We start from the raw sequence: 23,745 nt of genomic DNA on the forward strand, positions 1-23,745 counted from the left end.
GCGCTTTTCGCGCTCCCGTTTCTCAATGTGCAATACACTACACTATGTAGTTTGTTGCAGGATTTTTATACAATTTAAAAGGAGATGAGCAAATGAATCAAACGCTTATGAATATTGGATTATTGTTGGTACGAATCTTTACAGGGGTTATTTTTATCGTTCACGGTGCACAAAAGTTTCAGGGATTAGACGGAACCTCCGGCTTCTTCCAAAGTATCGGACTCCCTAGTTGGATGGCCCCTGTGGTCGCTACGGTTGAGCTGGTTGGAGGAATTGCACTGGTTCTGGGTATCGGAACACGACTGGCTGGAGCGGCATTGACCATTGTTATGATTGGTGTATTGCTAACCGCTAAAAAAGGACAGCCTTTTGGCTCGATTGAATTTGATCTGCTGATTCTGTTCACAAGCCTTCAGCAAGCGCTTGTCGGTGGACGTTTTCTGGCAGTGGATCAGTTATTTGGCCGCAAAAAAGCTGAAAACAGTAACGTACAGGTCTAAATGTTCATATAACCGCGTCCTTAGTCTTATAGGGCGCGTTTTTTGTTTTTCCCCTTTGTGAAATTTCATTGTAAATCATTTGCTACTTTCAACCGATATAACTAACACGGAATGTAATTCAAATATATCGTTTTATGAGCAAAGGGGAAAAAACATGGGAACAACGCGAAAGAGAAAAACTATATGGACACTCAGGAACAAGCTAAGTTTAGGCTTTTTACTTGTTTTGCTGATTCCGAGCTTAAGTATTTCCATTGCGACCTATAAATCATCATATAATGCTATGGAGAAACAGCTTCACGGGAGTGCGAATCAGGGGGTAGCGACAGCTAACTCGATTATTGAATACGCAATCGCCAGTAAAATTAAAGATGCGAGTTATTTGGCGGAGCGTCTGGACGGCTCGATGATAAATGGTCGAAACAGCCCTTTGATTCAGCCCAAGCTGATCCAATACAAGGGTTTGCACGAAGATGCGACGGATATTTTTGTTGGTACACCGGAGGGGCTGATGATCCGGGGGGTGCCCAAGGAGGATGAAGGGACATTTGACCCTCGCAAACGTCCATGGTACATCGAAGCGATGAAGCAGCCCGGTAAGGTTGCAATTACGCCTGTGATCATCAATTCATCGGGTATTCCTGTAGTCGTAGTATCTCAGACGCTTTCCGACAAGTCCGGGGTTATTGGGATCTCTCTGAATCTGGAAAGTGTACGTAAACTGGCCTCCATCAAAGTGGGCCAGGAGGGGTACATCATCATTTTAGATCATACGAAGAAATTCGTAGTTCATCCTACGGCTAAAGCGGGCTCATCTCCTCAGGAGAGTTCGCTTGATACGTTGTATACTGCGCCGAGCGGGAACTTCAACTATATGCATGAAGGTCGTGAGAAATATTTGACCTTTGTAACGAATCCGGATACCGGCTGGAAAATTGCAGGTACCTTCTATCAATCTGAGATTAGCGATGCCACCGCTGCCATGCGTTATGTAACCATTTTCGTGTTGGCTGCCTCACTAGTGATTGCTCTTATCGCGATTTTCCTGATTACCCGTTCTGTTTTGGTACCGATTCGTAAGCTGCAAAAATCAGCAGAACGAATCAGTGAAGGAGATTTGACGGGCGATTTGGAGACTGGAAAAACGGATGAGGTGGGCGAATTGTCTGCTCACTTTCAAACCATGGTGGATAGTTTGCGCACGATGATTCGAAGCGTACACGAAACGACAGATCGGGTAAGTTCTTCAGCGGAGGAGCTGGCTGCAGGTGCAGATCAGACAACTCAAGCGATTGAGCATGTCACCATTGCTATCCAGGAAGTAGCTGTGGGCAGCGAACGTCAGGTGGAGAGCGTCAAGCACGGCTCCGTAAATATGGAGGAGCTTGCTCAGCAAGCAGCGAATGTATCCGAGCGTATGGTGGGCGTATCTGAACATGTGAAGATGAACGCCGAGTCGGCTCAGGAGGGCAGCAAGGCTGCTACGCAGGCTGTCCAGAAGATGCATGACATCGATGAGACCGTTAATGATCTCGGACAGGCCATGGACTCCCTCAATGAGCGCTCCGGTGAAATCGTGAATATTATCAGCGTTATATCCGGTATTGCCAAACAGACGAATCTGTTAGCTCTGAATGCGTCCATTGAGGCCGCACGTGCTGGGGATCATGGTAAGGGATTTGCCGTGGTCGCTACGGAGGTACGTAAGCTAGCTGAGGAATCAGCGAACTCGGCTACCTTGATCTCGGAGCGTATTGAAGCGATGCAGGTGGATATGAATCATGCTCTGGGTGCTATGCATCAAGCGCGGACACGGGTGACGGAAGGCATTGATTCGGTAACCACGTCTGAGCAATCCTTTGCGGAAATCAGCCAGGCCGTGGAACGAGCTATGGTACATATCAATGACATTACCGGAGTGACTCAGGAAATGGCACGAGGGACTGTAGGCGTCGTAGATATTATGAGCGATATTGCCCACATTTCGGACGAGGCAGCGAGCAACACCGAGTCGATCTCAGCGGCAGCTGAGCAACAGCTCGCTTCTATCGAGGAGATTGCTTCATCTACAGCGGACCTGAGCCAAATGGCAGAGGAATTGCGCGAACTGGTTGGACGTTTTCAGGTTGAAGGAAAATCCTAAAATGATAAAAAGCGCCCGGATACAGGAGATTATACTCTGTATCCAGGCGCTTTTTTTAATGTTTTAGCATAATTTCTGGTTTGCAGGGTTAGAAGTTAACGTTGGAAGGACTTGCGGCGATCCAGACGGAAACGGACATCCCGTGAGCTGTCGGAAGGACGCAGCGAACTTCTCTGAAACATATTGTTCAGAATCAGTGCGAAAATGACTAGCACTGTCCCATATAGTTCAAAACGGCTAATGGCATAACCTTGGAAGTACATGAGTACCAGCGTGGTAATTGGTACAAAGTTAATAAATAGAATTCCGTTCAGTGGAGACAGCTTTCGGATTCCTGCATTCCAGCTAAGCAGGGCAGCTAGTCCTGGAAGCAGGATCATAAAGCTCATTTCGTATTTAACTGACCACACAGCCTGCCAGTCCGGCACCACAATCCAGTTGAAAGCAGAGGCAAATGTGACGACTACGAAGGAGACGAGAGTTCCCAACAGGCAGGTTAGGGTTGAATACCGAAGAGTAGACCATCCTGCAAAATGGCTGCCTCCCATGGAATATACGACCCATCCGACGACGCCTACGAAAATAAGCAGCAGCGGCAGTAAATGTTGTCCGGCAAGCGTGAAAAAGGTCCATTTTCCGTTCGTGATCACAAGTAAAGCCCCAGCCAGCGCAATCACCATGCTGATTAGTGTATATTTTGGAGGCATTTTACGAGTCATGATCCATACCATCGCAATGGAAATCATCGGCATTAGCACTTCCATTATAGAAGCTACCAGAGTACCTGCTGCCCCCATCGCGTGCTGTCCCTGGAAAACGGCCATATTATAAATGGTGAATCCCATGGTCCCAAAGAATAACAACGTCTTGCCCTTGCCCTCAAAGCGAAATGCCGTCCGTCCCTCTTTGAGCCACAATAGCACGACTAAAATGAGTGTAACCGATAAATAGCGCAAAAATGAAAAGTACAGTGGATTGATATGTTGTAATGCAATGTGCGAAACCGGAAACATCGCCCCCCAGGACATACTGGCGATTAGGCATAATAAAGATCCGGTCATGATTTGTCTGTTCATGATTTGTCTGTTCATGATGTACAAAAGCTCCTCCTTGCCGGTCTCAGCGGACATATCTTATGGACACATCATAAAGGATAGGAAGCTGTTGGTAAAATGATTGAAAATAAACATTATGATCATTTAAAATGATAATAAGTGACAAGGCGCGTCAATTTTGATGGCCCCTTGCCCTTCACAATAAGGAGGAGCAGTAGTGGATCTGAACGATTTAAACATTTTCCAGACGGTGGCTGCGCATGGCAGTGTCAGCAAGGCTGCAGCCGAGCTTAGCTATGTCCAGTCCAATGTAACGGCCAGAATCAAGCTGCTCGAAAAGGAACTGCAAACGCCTTTATTTAATAGACATAAGCGGGGAATGATCCTCAATGCAGAGGGCAAGCGTCTGCTGCAATATACGAAAAGCATTTTATCGCAATTTGAGGAAATGAAACATGCGTTTCAGAATACCTCTGCACCTTCGGGGGTACTGGAGATTGGCATTGTGGAGACTGTCATTGCCCTCCCGGCCATTTTACATGCTTACTATAGCAAGTACCCGGATGTCGAGTTGTCCCTCAAGGCCGGGGTTACAGAGTCTCTGGTGCAGGAGGTTGCAGAAATGCGGCTGGATGGAGCTTTTGTGACCGGGCCGGTCAAGCATCCGCTGATTGAACAGTTTGATGTGTTTCAGGAAAAACTGGTCCTCGTATCCCAAGGAGATGACTTTTCTGTTGAGGATCTTACAATCCGTCCACTCCTGCTGTATAAAAAAGGTTGCGGCTACCGGGGACGGCTGGAAACTTGGCTCAAGATGGAGGGGATTATTCCCAAGCAGATTATGGAGTTTGGGACATTTGAGACAATTATCGGCAGTGTGGCGGCCGGTATTGGAATGACTGTTTTTCCAGAATCGTCGATCAGCGGGCTGGTGTCTCAAGGCCTTGTATGCGGTCATGCGATGCCTGAGCCGTACAATGAAGTAACAACGGTGTTTATCCGGCGTAAGGAAGCCTTTGTTACCAGTACTTTGCAGTCTTTTATAGATGAGATTATCACTCAGACAGAGGCGTAGCTTTATCGCTTGGGCTCGGTTACAATGAGAGGGATTTGATCTCATTTTTCTTCCTGAAGGAGGGCTATTATGTTTACAATATATCCGGCGGCTTCCCGATTCAGCTTCGATAAGGGCTGGTTGCGGGGAAGTCACAGCTTTTCATTCGCGGAGTATCAGGATGAGAACAATACAGCGTTTGGCCCTATGCGTGTCTGTAATGACGATGTCATCGCACCGGGACGGGGATTTGGGGCGCATCCGCACAGTGATATGGAGATTGTTTCGATTGTGCTGTATGGGGAACTGCGTCATGAAGACAACCATGGACATGTAGCGGTAACCCGTTTTGGGGGCATTCAGCGAATGTCAGCGGGGCACGGCATCATTCATACGGAGCACAACGCTTCACAAACGGAGGATGTCAGTCTGCTGCAATTGTGGTTTAGCCCGCATACGAGAGGACTGAAACCGTCATATGAGGCTACAGCATTCAATCCTGAGCGTCTTCACGGTCAGCTTCTGCCTGTCGTTGCCGGAAAGCGCGTACCAAGCACGGAGGGTGAAATAGCTGCAATCAACCAGGATTTAACGATTTATTTAAGCAAGCTTCAGCCTGGAGAACAAGTAGAATTCACACAGGCCGAGGGTCGGCGCGTGTTCCTGTTCGTCATCGAAGGCTCGCTGCGTGTGAACGGTGAACATATTCTGCAAGGACGCGATTCCGCTCGTATTGAGCAGGAGCCGAAGCTCTCACTGAAAGCAGAAGATTCTGTTTTTTATATGTTGATTGATTTGCCCTAAAAGGAGGTGCGCACAATGGCGCAGCAGGAAACATGGCTGATCAAGCATGCTGTCACGGGACGTAGCTTTGCTGACAGCCGCAAGCAGAGTTTCGATTGTCATCTTGAATCGGTGGACGGTGTGTTTCGCTTTACGCTTCAAGAGTTGCCGCGTGAGACGGCGGAGGCGATTGTGCGTTATAGCGGGGAGTTGAACGTATTTCGTTTTGTAACCCCGGTAGACGACGGACCCGTGGTGAAGCATTGGTATTACGTCACCCCGGAAAGTGTGGAATATCATGATCAGACAGATAAGCTTACGTTCGAAGCTGGTTCTGAGATTGAATACCTTCCCGAGGAGTATTGGGGAGATTAATCATTCCTTTATCATAAATTTTCAGATATATGATGGATTTTCGAAGGCTCTGCATCATTGCAGGGTCTTTTTGTTATCCGTTCAATATGTTGAGTTCATTGGATACATAATCCTTTGCAGGCTGGTACATCCTATATGTCATATTATCTGTTCGGCTCATTCGTAAAGGGGGAATAACGATGAAGAAAGGGCGCTTTCCCAAGTTGCCGAAGCCACCGTGGAGCCGGAGAGCGATTCCAGCCGCAGACCGCAAGACACGAAATTCCAATGTGCCTAAAGGACTGCCTGAGTCATCGTGGCTGGAACAGCCGCTATGTAGCAGTGTGGAAGACAATTTGATTGCTTTGCGTGATATTTTCAAGGATTGCTCTGATATCGTCTATCGAGAGCTCATGATTTCCCCTGAACGCAAAGGGGTGTTGGCTTATTTTGAAGGTACGGTAAAATCGGAGGATTTGCAGGATCATATCCTGCGGCCTGTCATTCTGGGCATGATGCTCAAGGACCCTGAAGTGAACGGCAAATTGGAGCCGCTGGATGAAACTCGTATCTCCATGTCCCAGACCAAAACGATGGACGAATGGAAGATGGTATCGGCAGCGATACTGGACGGCAATGCCGCCTTATTCGTAGATGGCACGCCTCGTGCGTATATTTTTAGCGCCAAGGGGGGCGTTCGTCGTGGCGTAGAGGAACCACAGACAGAAGCGGTTATTCGAGGTCCGCGTGAGGGCTTCACTGAGACTCTTCGCGTTAATACGGCACTGTTACGCTTCAAGCTGAAGACCTCCAAGCTCAAGATGTACAGCATGACCATCGGAACAGAAACTCAAACGAGCGTCGTCCTTACTTATATTGAAGGGATCATAGATTCGAAGCTGGTGGAGGATGTAAAAAAACGGCTCAGCGATATTAAAATTGATGGTGTTCTGGAGACGGGGTATATTGAGGAACTGATTGAGGATCATCCGTTTTCACCGTTTCCGCAAATGGAATACACTGAACGTCCGGATACCGTCACTGCGCAGTTACTGGAAGGACGTTTTGCCATTTTTGTGGACGGAACGCCTTTTGCTCTGATTGGGCCAGTCACCATGTGGCAGATGATGCAAGCGAGCGAGGATTATTACGAGCGCTTTTTCATCAGTAATATGGTGCGCTGGATTCGTTTTCTTTTTCTCGTAATGGCTCTCTTTCTACCCGCATTATATGTAGCGGTGACGACCTATCATCATGATATGCTGCCGACGACGCTCATCCTGAGTATTGCGGCGGCTCGCGAATCCATCCCTTTTCCAGCACTGGTGGAAGCATTGATGATGGAGATTTCCTTTGAGGCATTACGGGAAGCAGGGATTCGCCTCCCCAAAACGGTCGGTCAGGCCGTCAGTATTCTTGGTGCGCTCGTCATTGGGCAGGCCGCAGTACAGGCAGGAATCGTATCGGCGCCCATAGTCATTGTTGTGTCGCTCACAGGTATTGCGTCGTTTACCATACCGCGTTTTAACTTTGCCATCACGGTTCGTCTGCTGCGATTTCCCATCATGCTGATGGCGGGTTTATTCGGATTGTTTGGGATCATTATTGCGACAACGCTGATTGCTACGCATCTAACCAAGCTAACCTCGTTTGGTGTCCCTTATATGAGTGGATATAGCCCATACAACCATATGGATCAAAAGGATATCGTCGTCCGTGCGCCTTGGTGGAAAATGACCAAACGTCCTTCCTGGATTGGTAAAGACAACAACAAACGAGCGAAGGAAAAGATGAATGGAACGCCTAAAAGCGAGGAGGGATGGTGATGAAGCCCAAATCGAATACACAACAAATACGTAAAGTCGCTGTGCTCTGTTGTCTGCTGCTATGCTCTGTTCTCTTGGGAGGATGTTGGGATCGCCGTGAAGTGAATGATGTGGCCTTTGTGATGGGTACGGGTCTGGATAAAGAAGGCGATCAATACCGGGTAACGATGCAAATCGCTCTACCCGGACAACTCGGATCTTCGGGCAGTACAGGAGGAGGGGGAGGTACCAGTGGTACGAAATCCTACTATCTGGAGTCCAAAATAGGCCCAAGCTTTCGAGGAGCAAGCACCGAGGAACAGCGTGCGGTTTCGCGAACGCTGAATTACTCCCATCGACGGGTGCTGCTGTTCGGCGAGGCGCTGGCACGAGAAGGGATTAGCAAAATGATGGATGTACTGGCACGTGTTCCGCAGAACCGTCTGTCGTCCCTGGTTGTTATTACGAAGGGTTCAACGATGGAATTGCTTCAGGCAGATGCTCCGATAGAGCAATATCCAGCAGAAATGGTGCGTGAGCTCAATATTTCCTATATGAAAAAACCTCGTTCCGTTAAGCTGTTGATGAATTCCGTCCTGCTGGAAGGCGTTGACCCGGTGGTACCAGTAATGTCTCTGGTGAAGAATGGGCCCCCTAACCTTAAAGAACAGAAGACGAATATTCAGGTCGATGGACTGGCTGTGTTTCGCAAAGACAGGTTAACAGGAATTATTGATAACCACCTCAGTCGGTTTCTGCTTTTGGGTATGGAGCAGGCCAAGGAGACAGAAATATTTATTCCCCCTCCCAAAGGTAGAGGTTACATATCTGTACACCTCATCGAAAATAAAGTCCAAATTAAGCCCCATATCCAAGGGGATGAGATTCGAATGACCATTCATATGAACTGCAATGGGAATGTGAAGGAAAATGAGACGAGTTTCGATATTTCCAACGAGAAAAATTTGAAGTGGCTGGAGCAGCAGACAGCCGAGGAAATTAAGAGGGAGCTGGGAGAGGCTGTTCAGGTGATTCAGCAAAAGTATCGTTCAGACGTACTTGGTTTGGGCCGGGCTATTATTACGAGTCAACCGGATGAATGGAAACGGATCAAACCTCAATGGGAACAACTGTATCCCAAGGTGAAGGTCACCATAAATCCGGTCGTGCATATTGAGAATATCGGTGCGGTCACCAAACCATTCGGGGTCAAAAAGGAGCAAATCCAGAATGAATAAAGTATTTCTGTTACCTTTGGTGCTGGTTATGCTCTTCATGTATCTGATGGACCGTAAAAATATTCACAATGCACCAGCCATCAATCGCTGGGTCTCCCGCGTACTGTATGTTATTAGCATTGGTATCTGGATTTACGGAACATCAACGAAGAGCACCGTTTATGTGGCTACATGGCTGACCCGTTTTATTGACTTGTGGCTCCCCCCTACGTTGTAAATCGTGTAATGGATGCCTGCGGGCAAAAGGAGGATGTACCTGCATGAAACAGTTCACAACCAGACAAATTGTGCTGCTTGGTGTATTGATGGAGGTCGGTATTACCCTTATACATGCTCCGGCGCAGGCAGCGGATCACGCGAATCAGCATGCTTACTGGACCTGTATAATTGCGGCTATCGTGCTATGCTTGCCGATCTGGGCGATGTTGAAACTTAAACGCCGGTTCCCTGATCAGGATCTGATGCAGGCGATGGTGAGCTCTCACCCTGTGCTGGGCCGTGTGCTGCTTGCAATCTACCTTATTTTATTCCTGATCATCTTTGCACGGGATTTGAGGATTATTACGGATCTGGTGGAGGTGGTGCTTTTGCCGCTGACTCCGATTGTGGTCACTTCTCTTATTGTGCTGTTGACTCTGGTATTTATGGCTAAAGGTGGAATAAGCACCATCGTGAATATGACCGAGAATTTTATACCGCTGTTGATTGTGACGCTGTTGACTATGCCTCTTTTTTTTGGGCGTAATATGGATTTTTCGATGCTGAGACCCTACTTACATCCAGAAGTAGAGGGAGTAATCAAGGGGAGTTGGCGCATGCTGGGTTATATGGCCGATATTATGATAGTCCCCTTTGTGATTTCTGGGAAGAGCTATAATGGGCGTAGTGCGTGGTTTGGGCATTTGCTCGGAACCGCTTTTCTGACCATGCTGGTGCTGCTATCCGAGTTGGTTATTGGTGTTCCTATCTTGTCACGGCTATTTTATCCATCGTATGAACTGGTGCGTCAATTGCAGCTAACAGACTTTCTGGATCGGTTCGATTTGTTCGTGGCAGTACTGACCGTACCGACCTTTCTTACGAAGATTGGGGTTGATCTGTACGTTACCAGTTTGGCGGTAAAACGGATGTTTGCCCAAGCCTGGGGGAGCCTGATGGTTTGGCCCGTAGGTTTGTTAGGCTATGTCTGTTCGTTTATGCTGTTCTCCAACATTGTGCAAATTTATGAGTTCAGCCGGGAGTGGACCGCGGTAATAATCATTTTTTTTGTACTTATGCCCTTGGTGCTATGGATGTTGCTCCGACCCAAATCTAAAGAAAAAGACGACGGTGAGCATTCATCTAGCGGGGAGCGGGATAGTAGTAGTCAGAAAGAAAGCCAGCATGGAGGCAGAACAGAACACGGCCGCTTATAAGATTACTGTATTCATCGGAAAAGTAATTCTTATTTGTCTTTTACCCCTCTGATTGTATACTTGGTAGAAAGAAATACGACTTCTACAAGGGAGGCAACAGAATGGCACAACGCATGGCAGGTAAGAGAGTCGCTCTTGCGGGTCCCCGTAAAGCAGAAGAAATGGCGCTGCTAGTTGTGAAGATGGGGGGTGAGCCAGTACAACGTCCGGCTCAGGGCACGGTTTTTCTGGATGATATCGAGCTGCGCAACGCTGTTGTATCGTGGGTGAAGAACCCTCCGGACTGGTACATCTTCACGACAGGTATGGGGCTGGATGCCCTGTTCGATATGGCAGAGGATATGGGCGTGGCTGAGCAGATTATGGAGCTTCTACAATCTTCCAACATTGCAGCGCGGGGCTACAAGACGGTCAATGGACTCAAAAAGCGTGGCTTTACGCCAGTAGTACGAGACGAGGACGGAAGTTTGATCGGATTGACAGGAGCTTTCGCCCCATACGATCTGAAGGGGAAAGAAGTATTGTTGCAACTGCATGGCGATCCAGCCCCACGGTTGGTAAAATGGCTGGACGAGCAGGGGGCAGTGACCCGCCAGGTACTTCCTTATAAGCATATCCCACCTGAGGAAGCAAAATTGCAGGCGTTACTGGAGGATGTTATCCATCGTAATGTTGATGCTGTTACGTTCACGAGTGGTCCGCAAATCCGATTTTTAGCCCAATATGCGAGAGAGCAAAATCGAATCGAGGATTTACTGGAAGCTTTCCGCGAGGATGTGATTGCTGTATCAGTAGGGAAGGTGACTGCGCAGTCCATTGTGGAAGAGGGGATTGAACGAGTCGTGTTTCCAACCGAAGAGCGCATGGGCGCGATGATGGTGGAGCTTGGCAAATATTTTGAGCATAACGATTCGGTGCATGGCTGTGGTCTGAAGATCGTGAATGGTCATTGAAATGAGATAGAAATGAGATAGAAATTATAAATATAGTATGCTAAAAATGAACTTATATTTTTGGATAAAGCGTAAAATAAAGATAAGGGCCTGCGAGGTCTTTATCTTTTTTTTATTGGACATGCATCGACAAAGATTTTTGTTATAGCGAAAATATTTAGCTAATATAATGAATAAGTTTCGATGCATGATACTTAGGACAGGAGCTGAGACGTTAATGAATTCTATTTGTGTATTTGCCGGGTCCAGACCTGGACATTCATCGGTATATGTTGAAGCGGCAGGCAAGCTGGGAGAAGCCATGGCTCGCCATCATATCCGTCTGATCTACGGTGGCTCCAGTAGGGGGCTGATGGGTCAGGTTGCGGATGGCATGCTGGCGGGTGACGGTCAGGTCACTGGCATTATGCCCACCCTGTTATTTGATGCAGAGATCATTCATCGGGGAGTTACCGAATTTATTGAAGTAGCGAGCATGCATGAGCGTAAAGCGGCAATGAGCGAGATGGCCGATGCGTTTATAGCCCTTCCGGGTGGCTTGGGAACCTTTGAGGAGCTGTTCGAGGTATTGTGCTGGGCTCAAATCGGCATTCATCGCAAGCCGATTGGGCTGCTGAATGTGAATGGATATTTTGACCCGTTAGTAGAAATGGTGCGCCATAGCGTGCAAGAGGGGTTTACCGGGGCTGAGCATCCAGCGTTATTAAGTATCTCTGCGGACCCGGATGAATTGCTACATATGTTAAAAAATAAAGCAGAGAACTTGAAATAAAGCGTTTTTCGTGCTTGCACAACTGATTGAGGCAAGGTTATGATAAGACCCATAATCAAATAGCGGACAGACAAGGTGCCTTTGCGGTTGAGCAAAGGGTAACAGGGAATCGGGTGCAAATCCCGAGCGGTCCCGCCACTGTAAGGAAGAGGATTTTTTTAAATGGTCACTCGTGAAAAACGGGGAAGACGAAAGAATCTGTTGATGCCAAGCCAGGAGACCTACCTTGATCTGTATGCACCGTTAACCTTCGTGGAGAGGATGGGTGTACGAAATCAGGAAATCAGGCACACGTTGCTTTTTCCATGTTGGTTAGAGGTTTGCGTGGATATGAACGTGCAGCAGCGTTTGAAGCGTAAACAGACAGGTGGAAAACAACGGCAGGCTGGAGGAAGACAAATAGTGTCTTCTTACGCTGTTTGTTCGTCTGATGAGAGATACGTACATAGAAACCCCATCCGGGCAGGATGGGGTTTTTTGAGTTACAGGATGTCCATAAATCATTGAAATAGATAGGATAGCTGCCCTGAAAAGGATGAATAGGAGGAGCACGATGAGCCCATTAGGAAAATTGTTGGTTATTGGATTTGGACCAGGAGATATGGAACATATCACAAAACGGGCGCTGGATGCGCTGGCCGAAAGTGAGGTCATTATCGGCTACAATACCTACGTTGATTTGATCCGTCCGTTGTTGAACGGACAGGAGATTGTACGCACAGGGATGACAGAGGAAGTGAGCCGTGCGCAGGAGGCGGTTCGCCAAGCAGAGATGGGCAAGAAGGTAGCTGTCATTTCCAGTGGAGATGCAGGAGTCTATGGTATGGCAGGGCTGGTGTACGAAGTGCTGATGCAAAAAGGCTGGCGACGCGAGGACGGGGTTGAGGTAGAAGTCGTGCCAGGGATCTCTGCTATTCAGTCCTGTGCTTCACTGTTGGGCGCGCCAGTTATGCATGATGCTTGCACGATCAGTCTGAGTGATCATCTGACCCCATGGGAAACGATTGTGAAGCGCGTAGAAGCAGCGGCTTCTGCCGATTTTGTGATTGCATTATATAATCCGCGCAGTGGCCGACGTACCCGCCAGATTGTGGAGACGCAGTCCATTTTGCTGCGTTACCGCGATCCGCAAACTCCAGTTGGGTTGGTGAAAAGTGCTTATCGTGAACGTCAGCAAGTTATTGTCACGACGCTGGAAGATATGCTGAATCATGACATCGGGATGCTGACAACTGTAATCATCGGTAATTCCTCGACAACGGTGTATGACGGCTTGATCGTGACTCCGCGCGGATATCAGCGCAAATACACGCTGGATGCGACCGAGCAAGCGCTCAAGCCGCATCAGCGTCTCCGTACGGAAGCGGAGCCGTGGTCGCTGGGCGCGCAAGAGGCCGCACCGCAGGCGGGTGCAGCCCCGACTACGCTCGCTGGTCCCTCCGCGAGCGGCGCTGCGATTGCGACGCAGGCACGCCCGCAAGCGATGGCTGCCGTGCAGGCAACGACCGCTGTGCAAACCGGCGCAGCAACCCCGGCATCGCTGGCGGCAGAGGCACTAAGCCGCCTCGCTGTTGGCGGCAAGCTGCCTGACGCAGCCAACGCTCGCTGGAGCGGGCAAGCGCCTACCGCCGAGAGCACCGCAAGAACGTCAGCGGTGGCCGGAGCGGGGGCTACGGCCGGGATGGCGACAGGCGGCTTTGGCAAGCCTGCGCTGTTTGAGGTGGGCGTTTCCCCGGGTGTGGGAAACAAGAAGTTCACCGCTCGCCAGATGGCAATGCTCGCCGAGGTAGCGGGTGATGACGGCGAGCTGGAGTACACGCCGGATCATCAGATCGTGCTGCGTGTGCCGTGCGCAGACCCCGAGGAACTGGTCGGACGACTGCGGGATGAACGATTCATTGTCATGCCGATCGGCGATGTGTTTAAGGTGAAGGCGTGCGACTTCTGCAATATGGAGAAGGATGACGCTGTGCCTGTGGCTGAACATCTACAGGTTGTACTTGGCGGATTACAGGCACCCAAGGAAACGAGCATTGCTTTGAACGGATGCGGTATGGCCTGCTATGGAGCGGTGCTGGAGGATATTGGCATCGTCTATCGCAAGGGAGGATACGACCTCTTCCTTGGTGGCAAAAAATTCGGGCGCAATGCTCATGCCGCTCAGCCCGTAGCGGAAGGGATTCCGGGTGATCAAATTACTGACATTGTGGAGAACGTCATCGCTGAATATAAGGAAAAAGGGCATCCGAACGAGCGTTTTCATAAATTTTTTAAACGTGTAGGCGTCGTTGCGGGTTTCCGGCATGAAGATGCACCAGCAACGGTAGAAGTGAATGCGGTTTGTGGTGATTAATGGACTGAAGGCCTGATGAACTGGATACAAGCATATATATAAAATAGGGCGTCATGCAGGCTATCCCTATTAAAGAGGAGGAAAAAACAGCAGTGGATGCAATATTGTTAGTTGGACATGGAAGTCGGGACCCGGAGGGGAACCAGGAACTGCTGGAATTTGCACAGGCAGTGGCAGACCGGGTACCGGATATGTGCGTGGAAACCTGTTTCTTGGAGTTGGCACGTCCCAGCATTGCTGATGGGATGCAAACATGTGTGGAGAAAGGTGCGACGCGTGTCGTTCTCATTCCGATTATCTTGTTCGCAGCGGTACATGCCAAAATTGATATTCCGATGGCTATTGATCGGGCAAAAGCAAAATATCCACAGGTGGAATTTGTATATGGACGCCCGATTGGCGTTCACGAGAAAATCGTCAGCATTCTGCAAAGCCGCTTGAAAGAGGCCCGTCCGGTTGCAGTTCCAGCGGGAATGAATAGCGCTGTAGGGGCATTTGCCGAGGTATCCGACGAAGAAACGGCGGTACTTGTGTTAGGACGCGGAAGTAGCGATCCAGATGCGAACAGTGACTTTTTCAAAATCACCCGTATGCTATGGGAACAGCTTTCTTATACGTGGGTAGAGAGCAGCTTTATCGGTGTGACGCAGCCTTCTTTTCCCGATGGATTGGAGCGTTGTGTACGACTGGGGGCCAAAAAGATTATCGTGCTTCCCTATTTTCTGTTCACGGGTGTGCTGATTAAGCGCATCGGAGAAATGACCCAGGAATTTGCCGAGGCTCACCCTACATTACAAGTGGAAATGGGAGGATATTTTGGTTTTCATCCTCAATTGATTGAACTGGTGCTGGAGCGAGCTAAGGAAGGCTTGTTCGGCAAGGTTACGGCCAATTGTGATAACTGCCAGTTCCGTCTGGAGGCGCAGGAGCACCACCATCATCACCACGACCATGACCATGACCATGACCATGACCACCATCACGATCATGAGCATCATCACCATCACCATGCACATGATCACGATCATCATGATCACCATACACACAGCCACGATCACACTCATGAGCATGTCGATGCTCACAGCCATGATGACCATGATCACCATCACGAGCATTCACATACGCCATCTGTAGTGAATGGAAGCGGGCAGGTGAAGGGCTCATGATATTCATGCTATGTGGAACGAGCGATGCTCGGGAATTGGCGCTGCAAATCCGTGACAATGGCTACAACGTATTGACCTCGGTCGTAACCGAAAGCGCGGCAGCCAGCTTGGCCGAAGCAGGACTGGACGTACGTACAGGCCGAATGACAGCCGATGAAATGAGTGCAATGATTCGGGAGCAGGGAATACAGGCGGTTGTTGATGCCAGTCATCCTTTTGCAGAAGAAGCACATGCGAATGCGATGACAGCCGCTCGCGAGTCCGGAGTTCCTTATATTCGCTACGAGCGGGCGGGACTGGTGTATGACAATCATCCATTGCTCCACATCGTTTCTTCCTATGAAGAGGCCGCATTAGAAGCGAAGCAACTCAAAGGCTCTGTCATGCTTACGACAGGCAGTAAGACGCTCGGCACGTTCACCAAGCATTTACTCGGAGACCCGGAGATTCGTCTGGTTGCACGCATGCTGCCGCGCTTGGACAATATGGAGAAATGCGGCGAACTGGGCATGGAGCAAAAGAATATTATTGCCATGCAGGGACCCTTTTCCCGCGAGATGAACGAAGCATTGTACAAGCACTATGGCACGACCGTGATGGTCACCAAGGAAAGCGGACGCACGGGAGCAGTGGATGAAAAGGTTCAATCTGCATTGGAGCTGGGGATTCACGTACTTTTGATTTCCAGGCCGGAAGTGGAATTTGGCACAGTATTTGATCATTTCGACGGAGTCATCGACGCACTGCGCATAGCAAAAGAGAAAACTTCAATTTGAGTTGAGCCTTACCCCTGCGAGTCCAGTCCATCAGGAACGACTTCTGGCATGTATTTAAAATATAGTCATCTTAAAACAGGTGTTTTTAAAAGGTATCTATGATTTTGTAGCAATGAATTGTCATTTTCCTAAACTATTTTCTAATTTTCCATAAGGGAGTGGTCGATACGATGGATTTTAAAACAGATTTCAAACCGCTAACGGTACAGCCGCAGGAAATTGAGGGTAAAAGCTTCGAGATGATCACAGAAGAATTGGGAGAGCATCCTTTTACAGCAGAGCAATATCCCGTTGTACAGCGTGTCATTCATGCATCTGCTGATTTTGAGCTGGGCCGCAGCATGGTGTTTCATCCAAAGGCGATTGAAGCTGGGATTGCAGCTATTCGTGCAGGACAGCAGGTAGTGGCGGATGTGCAGATGATTCAAGCGGGGCTGAGCAAGGATCGTATCCGTCAATTTGGCGGGGATGTGCATGTGTACATATCTGACCCTGACGTCATGGAAGAAGCGAAAAGACTGAATACGACACGCGCCATTATTTCGATGCGCAAAGCGATTCAGGCGGGCGAAGGTGGCATTTATGCCATTGGTAATGCGCCGACAGCGTTGCTGGAGTTGATCCGTCTGGTAAAAGAAGGAGCGGCTAAACCCGGACTGGTGATTGGCATGCCCGTCGGTTTCGTATCGGCAGCAGAATCCAAGGACGAGCTGCGCAAGCTGGATATTCCGTTCATTACGAATATTGGACGCAAGGGCGGCAGTACAATTGTCGTAGCAGCATTGAATGCGATCTCCTTAATGGCTGTCCGCTAGATGCGGTTGTCCGTTTGCTGTATCATGAAATGAATTAGAACATGATCAGCAGAAGAGGTTAAGGAGGAATTGGCATGGAAAAGGAAGCGGCGTCCGCCAACAGGCCCAAACGGATGAAAAGTGGTGAAGCTCCCGCGCCGGACAAGCCGATGCGGTCAGGCTTTACGACGGGGGCTTGTGCGGCTGCAGTGGCCAAAGGAGCGGTACAACTGCTCATCACGGGCATTCCACCGAAGGAAGCAGTGATATCGCTGCCCGCGGGCTTCGATCATGCGTTTGAGCTGATCGAGCCTGTGTTGGACGCGGACGAAGCTTCCTGCACGACGATCAAGGACGGTGGCGATGACCCAGATGCCACGCATCAGGCGAAAATTATCGCCTCCGTTAGCTGGCGCGAGGAGCCGGGTATTGAGCTGGACGGCGGCATCGGCGTGGGACGTGTAACGAAGCCTGGTCTGCCTGTGCCTGTCGGGGAAGCAGCGATTAATCCGGTGCCGCGACGGATGATTACGGAGGCTGTGACAGGCGTGCTTGAAGAACACGGATCGGCCAAAGGTGTCCGTGTCGTCATCAGCGTACCGGACGGCGAAGAAATCGCCAAGAAAACGCTGAACGGGCGACTTGGCATTCTAGGCGGTATTTCCATACTAGGCACGCGTGGTGTGGTCGTTCCGTTTTCCACGTCAGCTTATAAAGCCAGCGTCGTGCAGGCCATATCGGTTGCACAAGCGATGAACTGCCAGGAAATAGTCCTGACTACAGGCGGCAGCAGTGAAAAATATGCCATGCAAATGTACGATCAGCTGACGGAAGAGGCCTTTATTCAGATGGGGGATTTTGTCGGCTTTGCCATTAAGCATGGGAAGCGGCTGGGAATGAAAAAGATTATTCTCGTCGGTATGCCTGGCAAGCTGTCAAAGGTAGCTCAAGGTGTCATGATGGTACACTCCAAGAGCGCTCCGGTGGATTTTGGATTTTTGGCCCAGGTTGCACGTGAAGCAGGTGTGGATGAGTCACTTGCAGCGACAGTGGCAGAGGCCAATACAGCTACGCAGGTGGCGGATATGATGACCGAAGCGAATGCGCTTAGCTTTTTTGAAAAGCTGTGTACCTACGGATGTCAGCATTGTCTGGACCATGCAGGTGGTGGAATTGTCGTGGAAATGGTACTGGTAACGATGAAAGGGAACGTGCTGGGGAGGGCGAGAGTCGGTGAGTAGAGTGATTCGTGTCATTGGTATCGGTGAAAATGGAGCGGCAGGTCTGTCGCAGGAGACGCTGGAGCACATTGAGCGTGCCGACCTGCTGGTTGGTGGAGAACGCCAGCTAGCCTTTTTCAAGGCATTCGTAGGGGAAAAACGAACATTAAAGAGCGGCTTATCTACCGTGGTAGAAGAATTGGGACGGTTGCGCAAGGACAAGGATATTGTCGTGCTTGCGTCAGGCGATCCGCTTTTTTTTGGAATTGCAGGTTATTTGTCTGCCAAGCTGGGGTCGAAACATCTGGATATTTTGCCGCATCTCAGCTCGGTTCAACTGGCGTTTGCGCGTCTCGGTGAAAGCTGGCAGGATGCGGTGCTGGAAAGCGTACATGGCCGTCCGATGACTGGATTGGCGCAGCGGATCGATGGACAGAACAAGGTCGCGCTGCTGACGGACGACCGCAATCATCCCGCCGCACTCGCTGCCTATCTGCTGCATTATGGCATGACGGAATATGATGCCTTTGTCGGCGAGCATTTGGGCGGACCGGATGAGGCGTATCAGCATTATACGTTGGATGAGATGGCGCAGGGAACGTTCCAACCACTGAATGTGGTTATTTTGCGCCGCCGTAAGGGTGAAGACGTGCCTGCAATTCGTCGGGGATTTGGCTTCGAGGATGAGGAATTTCACCAGCGTAAGCCGGAAAAGGGACTGATCACGAAGCGTGAAGTACGCGTATTCAGCTTGTCCGAGCTGCGTCTGACCGAACGAAGCATCGTATGGGATATCGGCGCAGGTTCCGGCTCTGTAGCGGTGGAATGTGCGCGGCTGGCCAAGTATGGGCAAGTATTTGCCATTGAGAAGAACGAAGGCGATCTGGCTAATGTGGAAGCGAACAAAATCAAATTCCGTACCGATTTCCCGGTTATTCATGCCAAAGCGCCTGCCGGACTGGAAGATCTGCCAGACCCGGATGCGGTGTTTATCGGTGGGAGCGGGGGAGAATTGGCCGAACTGATTCGTCTGTGTGCTTCCCGTCTGCGGAAGGATGGACGAATTGTAGTGAATGCTGCAACGATTGAGACGCTGCATGACGGGATGAAGGCGATGCAAGCAGCAGGTCTCGATACTTCGGTGACGTTATTGCAAACAGCGCGCAGCAAGCCGATTTTGAATATGACTCGTTTTGACGGACTCAATCCGATATATGTCATTACAGGACAGCCGTCGGTGGACGTGGCTGACGAAGTAGCAGGGGAGTAAGCTGGTAATTCAAGAGGGGGAGAGAGACAGCATGAATACGGCGGCAACAGGAACACTTTACGGCGTAGGCGTGGGGCCGGGTGATCCCGAGCTGATTACAGTCAAGGCGTATCGCATGATTCAGGAATGTGCAGTTGTGGCTTATCCGAAGAAACGCCGGGGAGGTAAGTCGTATGCTCACGAAATCGTGGAATTGTACGTCAACCCGGAGGAAAAGGAGATGCTGGGACTCATTTTTCCAATGACCAAGGACCCGGTTGTACTGGAGCGGGAGTGGAACAAAACGGTGGTTGCTTGCTGGGAGGCACTGAGCCAAGGCAAGGATGTAGCCTTTGTCACAGAGGGAGACCCTAATCTGTACAGTACCTTTATTCATTTGGCACGGCTCATGAAGGATCTCCATCCTGAGGTGCCGATTGTATCTATTCCGGGCATTTCGTCTGTGTTGGGAGCGGCGGCAGCGCTGGAATTGCCTTTGGCAGACGGAGATCAGCAGGTCGGTATTATTCCGGCTACGGATGATCGGGAAGCGATGAAGCAGGCGATTGAGAATCACGATACGGTCGTGTTTATCAAGGTTGCCAAGGTACTGGATTTGATTTTGGATGTGCTGGATGAACTCCATCTTGGGGACCGTGCATCAGTCATTACCAAGGTCACTTCCCCTTATGAAATGGTATGGCGCGACGCACGTGAGCTGCGCGGACAGGAGCTTGAATATTTGAGTTTAATGGTGGTGAGCAAATGACGTTGGAGCCCAAAGTATATATCGTAGGAGCAGGTCCCGGCGACCCGGAGCTGATTACTGTCAAAGGCTCCCGGATTCTACGCACGGCCGATGTGGTATTGTACACGGATTCACTCGTGAACGACGAGCTGATTGCCACGGCCAAGCCAGAGGCGCAGGTATTGCAAAGCTCAGGCATGGATTTGGAGCGGCAGGTCGAGATTATGAGCGAGGCTGTGCAGGCTGGACGCAGTGTAGCTCGCGTACATACAGGTGATCCGGCAGTGTACGGTGCGATTTTGGAGCAAATGGTGTTGCTGAAGCAGCGCGGAGTAGCATACGAAATCGTACCAGGCGTCAGCTCGGTCTTTGCTTCTGCGGCGGTGCTGGGTGCAGAGCTAACTGTGCCTGACCTGACGCAGACGGTCATTCTGACGCGTGCCGAAGGCCGTACACCTGTACCGGATCGGGAAAAGCTGCGGGACTTGGCGTCCCATCACTGTACAGTGGCACTGTTCCTCAGCGCAACGCTGGCAAAGAAGGTGGTCGTTGAGTTTCTGGCAGCAGGCTGGAGTGAGGACACGCCTGTAGCGGTTGTGCAGCGCGCGACCTGGCCGGATCAAAAGATCGTACGCACGACGCTTGCTCAATTACCCGCCGATTTGCGTGCAGCAGGCATAACGATGCATGCCATGATTTTGGCAGGCTGGGCGCTCGACCCGGAGCTGGTGGACAAGGACGCGCATCGTTCCAAGCTGTATGACAAGTCGTTCACCCATGGCTACCGGAAGGGAGTGAAGCCCGGTGAGTAATCCATTTGCCGCTGTGGCGATCACGAAGCATGGAGTGGAGATGGTCCGCAATTTGGGAGCCAGCTTTCCGGGCACGGATGTGTATTACATGTCCAAGTTTGAGCGTGGCGACGAGCAGCAGCGTGGCATTCAATTGTTCGAAGGCTCGGTCAAGCTGATTTTGCCGGATTTATTTAAACAATATAACGGTATTATTTTGTTTATATCTCTCGGTGCAGTGGTTCGTATGATTGCACCAATTTTGGTGGATAAAAAGGTAGACCCAGCGGTAGTTGTCATTGATGATCGTGGCGAGCATGTCATTAGCGTATTGTCTGGCCATTTGGGTGGCGCCAATGAATTGACCCGCCATGTAGCGGCTGTACTAGGCGCACGTGCTGTAATCACGACTGCATCGGACGTGCAGGGCACGATCCCGGTGGACATGTTTGGTCGGGAATTGGGTTGGGTGGTCGATAGCTTCGACAAGGCCACTCCTGTGAGCGCCGCTGTTGTGAACGAGGAGCCTGTTGCGCTCATACAAGAGACAGGCGAACGGAACTGGTGGCGTTATGACAAGCCTGTACCTGGACATATCAAGGTATATGCTTCGACGGCAGAAGCATTGCAAGAACCGTTTAACGCCGCATTGGTCGTGAGTGACCGTTTATTGGAGCCGGAGGAAGAGGAGCAGCTTCTTTCTAATGGCGTGCTGTACCGTCCGAAAAGCTTGGTGCTCGGCATCGGCTGCAACCGTGGGACTGCATTAGAGGAACTGGAGGCGGGTGTGCTGAACACCTTGCAAGAGCTGCGTTTGTCCGTGAAAAGCGTACGGAATATTGCCACCATTGATCTGAAAAAGGATGAAGAGGGCTTACTTGCCCTTTGCGCCAAATACGGTTGGGAACTGGTGACGTATACTCCGTCAGAGCTGAATACGGTGCAGCTTCCCAATCCATCGGAAACCGTCTTTAAATACACTGGCGCATATGGGGTCAGTGAACCTTCAGCCTTGTTGTCTTCTGGTGCAGACCATTGGCTGCTGGAGAAGAAAAAAAGCGGCAATATGACGCTGTCTGTAGCGCGGGTTTCCTATGACTGACATCATGAAGCAGGCTGTACAGTCTGATCCGTCTGCTGCTACGCGTAGAAGCCGTATTGTTGTTGCCGGAACAGGCAGCGGCGCAGGCAAAACGACTGTTACCCTCGGGCTGATGAAGGCGTTCGCCGACAGCGGCCTGCGAGTGCAGGGTTTTAAATGCGGGCCGGATTATATCGATCCGACCTATCATACTGCTGCGACCGGGACCTCTTCCCGTAATCTGGATTCATGGATGACCTCACCGGATACGGTGCGTGAAATCTTTATCCATGCTTCCGAAGGCGCGGATATTTCCGTGATTGAAGGCGTCATGGGGCTGTATGACGGCAAGGACCCGCTCAGCAACACCGGCTCGACCGCTGAGATCGCCATGCTGACAGATAGCCCTGTATTGCTGGTGGTCGACGTGCGCAGTATGGCACGAAGCGCCGCCGCTATTGTGCTCGGCTTTCAGCGCTTGGAGCCCAAGCTGCGCATTGTGGGCGTAATTGTGAATCGCTGCGGTAGCCAAGGGCACTATGGCATCGTCAAAAAGGCGATTGAGCAGGAGTGCGGCATCCCCGTGCTCGGCTGGTTAAAGCGTGATGACGGGCTGGATATTCCTGAGCGTCATCTGGGTTTAGTACCCGCTGTGGAACGCGGCGAGCTGGAGCCGCTTTTCCAACGGGCGGCAGAACTGATCCGCGCGGGTACGGATCTGGATGCACTGCGGGCATTGGCGGATTCGGCTCCGCCGTTGTCTCTGCCCGCACAACCGTTGTTTCCCCCGGATTGGCTTCCATCAGCAGGGCATGAAGCTGATACCGGGGAACGTCCCGTCATCGCCGTCGCCAGAGATGCGGCGTTCAATTTTTACTACCCGGAAAATATGGATTTGCTACGTCAGGCGGGAGCAGAGATTGTCTATTTCAGTCCGCTGGCGGGAGAACGCGTACCTGAGCAGGCAAGCGGCCTATATCTGGGCGGCGGTTTCCCCGAAGAGTTTGCCGCAGATATCGCTGCAAACAAGGGCTTTTTGGAAGATATCCGCAACGCGGTAAGCCGGGATGCGCCAGTATTCGCCGAATGCGGCGGTTATATGGTACTGGCACGGACACTTACGGATCGTATGGGGAATGCCTATCACATGGCCGGGGTTATTCCGTCGGACGTCCGCATGCAGGAGAAACGGGCTGCACTGGGATACCGGGAAGCAACCGCTTTGCAGGATTGCTTGCTGCTGGAGGCTGGAGAGACCATTCGGGGACATGAATTTCATTATTCTGTCATGCACTATGATGAATCATCCGCCCCCTACTCCTACGCCTATCAAACCAAGGGGATGCGTGGTCTCCAGAGCGAGGGTTATGCGAAAGGGAACCTTTTGGCAGCCTACACGCATGTTCATCTTGCATCTCTTCCCAAGGCGGCAGCACGCTGGGTAGAACAATGCCGGGCTTACGGTCAATAGGTTTGCAAACGAGTCCACTACTTC

The 23,745-nt window shown here is 50.5% G+C and carries 22 protein-coding genes and 1 riboswitch; of the genes, 21 read left to right on the forward strand and 1 reads right to left on the reverse strand.

The features are described 5' to 3' along the window. The first annotated feature begins 92 nt into the window (after positions 1-92). Together NLX74_RS05910 and NLX74_RS05915 are read left to right on the forward strand one after the other, a co-directional pair. Positions 93-500 carry a DoxX family protein gene (locus NLX74_RS05910; RefSeq protein WP_254328194.1) on the forward strand — a complete coding sequence of 136 codons (408 nt, stop codon included), beginning with the start codon at positions 93-95 and terminating at the stop codon, positions 498-500. Between the two features lie 154 nt (positions 501-654). Beyond that, positions 655-2,643 carry a methyl-accepting chemotaxis protein gene (locus tag NLX74_RS05915; protein ID WP_254328195.1) on the forward strand — a complete coding sequence of 663 codons (1,989 nt, stop codon included), beginning with the start codon at positions 655-657 and terminating at the stop codon, positions 2,641-2,643. A 95-nt stretch (positions 2,644-2,738) separates the two neighbouring features. Here the strand turns inward: NLX74_RS05915 and NLX74_RS05920 are convergent, their stop codons facing one another. Then, positions 2,739-3,719, reverse strand: a complete 981-nt coding sequence (locus NLX74_RS05920; RefSeq protein WP_226887718.1) for a DMT family transporter — start codon at positions 3,717-3,719, stop codon at positions 2,739-2,741. A gap of 196 nt (positions 3,720-3,915) precedes the next feature. On the opposite strand from NLX74_RS05920, the gene NLX74_RS05925 reads away from it, so the two are divergent. The 19 genes from NLX74_RS05925 to NLX74_RS06015 all read left to right on the forward strand — a co-directional run bounded on the left by NLX74_RS05925 (position 3,916) and on the right by NLX74_RS06015 (position 23,721). Continuing rightward, complete coding sequence (locus tag NLX74_RS05925; RefSeq protein ID WP_235306582.1) at positions 3,916-4,773, forward strand: LysR family transcriptional regulator; 858 nt, start codon at positions 3,916-3,918, stop codon at positions 4,771-4,773. 69 nt (positions 4,774-4,842) lie between these two features. Further along, complete coding sequence (locus tag NLX74_RS05930; RefSeq protein ID WP_235306581.1) at positions 4,843-5,556, forward strand: pirin family protein; 714 nt, start codon at positions 4,843-4,845, stop codon at positions 5,554-5,556. Between the two features lie 15 nt (positions 5,557-5,571). After that, entirely contained in the window at positions 5,572-5,910 is a 339-nt protein-coding gene (locus tag NLX74_RS05935) for a hypothetical protein (RefSeq protein ID WP_254328196.1), read from the forward strand. A gap of 179 nt (positions 5,911-6,089) precedes the next feature. Beyond that, positions 6,090-7,715, forward strand: coding sequence for a spore germination protein (locus NLX74_RS05940; RefSeq protein WP_254328197.1), 1,626 nt, complete (start codon positions 6,090-6,092; stop codon positions 7,713-7,715). Further along, entirely contained in the window at positions 7,715-8,932 is a 1,218-nt protein-coding gene (locus tag NLX74_RS05945; RefSeq protein WP_254328198.1) for a Ger(x)C family spore germination protein, read from the forward strand. Before NLX74_RS05940 ends, NLX74_RS05945 begins: the two co-directional genes overlap by 1 nt. Beyond that, a complete protein-coding gene (locus NLX74_RS05950; RefSeq protein WP_254328199.1) occupies positions 8,925-9,149 on the forward strand; it encodes a hypothetical protein in 225 nt (74 codons plus the stop codon). Before NLX74_RS05945 ends, NLX74_RS05950 begins: the two co-directional genes overlap by 8 nt. Before the next feature lie 43 nt (positions 9,150-9,192). Beyond that, positions 9,193-10,347, forward strand: a complete 1,155-nt coding sequence (locus tag NLX74_RS05955) for a GerAB/ArcD/ProY family transporter (RefSeq protein ID WP_254328200.1) — start codon at positions 9,193-9,195, stop codon at positions 10,345-10,347. A 101-nt stretch (positions 10,348-10,448) separates the two neighbouring features. Then, positions 10,449-11,300, forward strand: coding sequence for a uroporphyrinogen-III synthase (locus NLX74_RS05960; RefSeq protein WP_235306577.1), 852 nt, complete (start codon positions 10,449-10,451; stop codon positions 11,298-11,300). Positions 11,301-11,517: 217 nt separating this feature from the next. Next, the gene (locus tag NLX74_RS05965) at positions 11,518-12,072 is read left to right on the forward strand and encodes an LOG family protein (protein WP_235306576.1); all 555 of its coding nucleotides are present in this window, start codon (positions 11,518-11,520) and stop codon (positions 12,070-12,072) included. Between the two features lie 57 nt (positions 12,073-12,129). After that, a riboswitch (cobalamin riboswitch) is annotated at positions 12,130-12,315 on the forward strand. Between the two features lie 310 nt (positions 12,316-12,625). Beyond that, positions 12,626-14,425, forward strand: coding sequence for a precorrin-3B C(17)-methyltransferase (gene cobJ / locus NLX74_RS05970; protein ID WP_235306575.1), 1,800 nt, complete (start codon positions 12,626-12,628; stop codon positions 14,423-14,425). Positions 14,426-14,517: 92 nt separating this feature from the next. Beyond that, complete coding sequence (locus NLX74_RS05975) at positions 14,518-15,591, forward strand: sirohydrochlorin chelatase (RefSeq protein ID WP_254328201.1); 1,074 nt, start codon at positions 14,518-14,520, stop codon at positions 15,589-15,591. Beyond that, a complete protein-coding gene (gene cobK / locus NLX74_RS05980) occupies positions 15,588-16,367 on the forward strand; it encodes a precorrin-6A reductase (protein WP_254328202.1) in 780 nt (259 codons plus the stop codon). The genes NLX74_RS05975 and cobK overlap by 4 nt, the downstream gene beginning before the upstream one ends. 170 nt (positions 16,368-16,537) lie before the next feature. Continuing rightward, a complete protein-coding gene (locus tag NLX74_RS05985; RefSeq protein WP_226002540.1) occupies positions 16,538-17,182 on the forward strand; it encodes a precorrin-8X methylmutase in 645 nt (214 codons plus the stop codon). Positions 17,183-17,256: 74 nt separating this feature from the next. Then, entirely contained in the window at positions 17,257-18,402 is a 1,146-nt protein-coding gene (locus NLX74_RS05990; RefSeq protein WP_254328203.1) for a cobalt-precorrin-5B (C(1))-methyltransferase, read from the forward strand. After that, the gene (cbiE, locus tag NLX74_RS05995) at positions 18,395-19,651 is read left to right on the forward strand and encodes a precorrin-6y C5,15-methyltransferase (decarboxylating) subunit CbiE (RefSeq protein WP_254328204.1); all 1,257 of its coding nucleotides are present in this window, start codon (positions 18,395-18,397) and stop codon (positions 19,649-19,651) included. The genes NLX74_RS05990 and cbiE overlap by 8 nt, the downstream gene beginning before the upstream one ends. A gap of 31 nt (positions 19,652-19,682) precedes the next feature. Further along, positions 19,683-20,399, forward strand: a complete 717-nt coding sequence (gene cobI / locus NLX74_RS06000) for a precorrin-2 C(20)-methyltransferase (RefSeq protein WP_254328205.1) — start codon at positions 19,683-19,685, stop codon at positions 20,397-20,399. Continuing rightward, on the forward strand, positions 20,396-21,190 hold the full coding sequence (gene cobM / locus NLX74_RS06005) for a precorrin-4 C(11)-methyltransferase (protein WP_160788663.1): 795 nt from the start codon (positions 20,396-20,398) through the stop codon (positions 21,188-21,190). The genes cobI and cobM overlap by 4 nt, the downstream gene beginning before the upstream one ends. After that, entirely contained in the window at positions 21,183-22,271 is a 1,089-nt protein-coding gene (locus tag NLX74_RS06010) for a cobalt-precorrin 5A hydrolase (RefSeq protein WP_254328206.1), read from the forward strand. The genes cobM and NLX74_RS06010 overlap by 8 nt, the downstream gene beginning before the upstream one ends. Further along, positions 22,264-23,721, forward strand: coding sequence for a cobyrinic acid a,c-diamide synthase CobB (locus NLX74_RS06015; protein WP_254328207.1), 1,458 nt, complete (start codon positions 22,264-22,266; stop codon positions 23,719-23,721). The genes NLX74_RS06010 and NLX74_RS06015 overlap by 8 nt, the downstream gene beginning before the upstream one ends. The last annotated feature ends 24 nt before the right edge of the window (positions 23,722-23,745 follow it).

This window comes from Paenibacillus sp. MZ03-122A (assembly GCF_024213325.1).
GTDB lineage: Bacteria > Bacillota > Bacilli > Paenibacillales > Paenibacillaceae > Paenibacillus > Paenibacillus polymyxa_B.